Below are 2,187 nucleotides of genomic sequence, written 5' to 3'. Positions count from 1 at the left end.
GCTTCTGTTGCAGCTTGACGATAGTAATTTGGCTTTTAGTTGTTAACTTCAACTTTGGTTTTTAAATCGGCTTCGGTTATCGGCTGGACTTTATAAAATCCCCTGCCATCGCCAAGCCCTGTTCGTTAGCTGTTATATTAATTCAACTCTCCAATAATGCAACCAATAGAAGGTAAATTATTTTCTCCATTTCAAAAAAAGGTGACAAAATATGTATTTAAGAAGGACTTTGATTACGACCTTGAAGATGAAATTGTTTGGGAGCGACTTGATGCCACAGTTAATAGAATAAGAGCAAGTGAAGGGTTTCCTGTAAAAAGTTTCCGACAGCTTATGGACGAAGTCGCTCATGTGACACTGAGCAATAGGAATTATGAGATGTATTACAGAGGGCAACGCAAAGATTACAAAAATAACCAGGCTGTTTTCTATAAAGAACGTATTCCAAAGACTATAATTTATCCTTCTATTTGCAGACCCGAATTGAACGATGACGGAACTCCCAAACACTCAATTAGAAAAACTCAAATTAGTAAACGTTACGAGGATTTATCTAAAATGGTAGAGTTGGTGCGTGGACGAAGAAGTTATTTTAATGAATATTACTATTCTCTTTTTCAACACTATGAAATATTACCGACACCTCTAATTGACATCACTCAATCTTTAAGGGTTGCTGCAAGTTTTGCTCTTAATAAATCTAAAACAGGATATGTTTATGTGTTCGGACTTCCATACCCAAACCAAAGCATTTCTTACTATTCAGATTTAGGAATTGTTCTCATTAAGCTGCAAAATGTTGTTCCTGTAAAGGCTCTACGACCAAGATATCAAGAAGGCTACCTAGTTGGGAAGTATCCAATAAGACCAACAAAGACAAACAGTGATGATTTAGCCAATAGAATGGTTGCGAAATTTCTAGTAGATAACGCAGACGGCAAATTTTGGGACAAATATTTTCAACCAATGCCAAATGAAATTTTGTATCCAGAAAGCGATGAGGTTGAGGAAAGTATGATAAAAATGAAAGCAGCCTTTGACAAAAAATACAACAGCTAACATTGCATTGGCAATATGGCGGGGCGACGAATATATTCTCAACTTTTTGTTCGCTAATCAGCTTCGGTTTCAGCGGACGAATAAAGCCGAGCAGCAGAATAAACAATGAGCTTTTGTATTTTTAATCAGCAGCGGCATCTGGCAGACGGAACACAGAATACCGCCATATCGCCAATGCTTTAACGTTGTGTGTCATGCTTAGAGACCTCTTACAGGTTGACACATTCTTTTTATTCACAAACCACATAAACCAACTATGACAGTTAGATTATTCTTCAAGACCGGCGACAAAACATTCAGCGAAAAAGACAGCATCGAACTTGAGTTTAGACCATTTGAAGGTGATGTTCTACACCATCAAGGCAATCGCTACCTAATCAGGTTAGTCGAATACGGTGCGCCTGTAAATGGTAAGCAAACGATTTCGGCATTTTTAACTACTGCTCCTGCCACCATCGAGTAACTCAATCCGCTGACAGGAAAGTATTTGTTTAGACATGCCATAATGAATAATGCTTGACACAAGTGAATTGGCTTGCTGGAGGACTTCAAAATATTCAAATTCATTCTCCAGACCATCAAGACCTACTTCAATATTGTGTAGTGTTGCGACCGCTTCTCTAACTGGGACTGTCTTGTATATCGGTTGACTGTTTTTTTCGGACATACCATTGTTGCGGCTGCCCAAACTTGTGTAAGTAATTCGGTTTGACACAACACTTTTTGGACAGCCGACTTTGGACTATAAGCGAAGTGATAAACCTATAAACAAAGAGCTTTTGTTGGACAACAGCACAAACACACAACAGGGGGTTTGCTGCTATGGCGGGGCGACGGAACGCAGGTTCAGCGACATGCCGCTACCTTGGCAGCAGTCCCGGCTGGCGAAACGCAATTGGGCTTTTGTTTTTTATCTTCATCTTTTGTATGTTTATTGGGCTGTTGTTCGGGGCTGGACGTTCAATGAATGCCGCCATAGCAGCAAGCCCTGTTCGTTGTGCGTCATTCCCCATTTTCCGAAACAAAAATAATTTCTGGTGCTAACGGGAATTCACGGTTTGGATTTTCCTCAATAATTTTAAAGCGACTCTTTGCAAGACCCTTTTAAGCATTGGTGCATCAAAGCCC

At 39.8% G+C, this 2,187-nt stretch carries 2 protein-coding genes; both read left to right on the top strand.

The features are described from left to right. Window positions 1-156 precede the first annotated feature (156 nt). Window positions 157-1,059: an FRG domain-containing protein gene (locus EO766_RS18040; RefSeq protein ID WP_074419674.1), complete on the top strand. Its 903-nt coding sequence runs from the start codon at window positions 157-159 to the stop codon at window positions 1,057-1,059. Window positions 1,060-1,315: 256 nt separating this feature from the next. Continuing rightward, window positions 1,316-1,522 carry a hypothetical protein gene (locus EO766_RS18035; protein WP_074419675.1) on the top strand — a complete coding sequence of 69 codons (207 nt, stop codon included), beginning with the start codon at window positions 1,316-1,318 and terminating at the stop codon, window positions 1,520-1,522. The last annotated feature ends 665 nt before the right edge of the window (window positions 1,523-2,187 follow it).

This window comes from Hydrotalea sp. AMD (assembly GCF_004100315.1).
In the GTDB taxonomy this organism is placed as follows: domain Bacteria; phylum Bacteroidota; class Bacteroidia; order Chitinophagales; family Chitinophagaceae; genus Hydrotalea; species Hydrotalea flava.
Note: the sequence above shows the minus strand (reverse complement) of the source record. Positions and strands in the feature narration are given on the sequence as shown.

Excerpts from the sequence above, each read along its gene's own strand:
- EO766_RS18040 (WP_074419674.1), top strand. The coding sequence starts at position 157 with ATGCAACCAATAGAAGGTAAATTATTTTCTCCATTTCAAAAAAAGGTG.
- EO766_RS18035 (WP_074419675.1), top strand. The coding sequence starts at position 1,316 with ATGACAGTTAGATTATTCTTCAAGACCGGCGACAAAACATTCAGCGAA.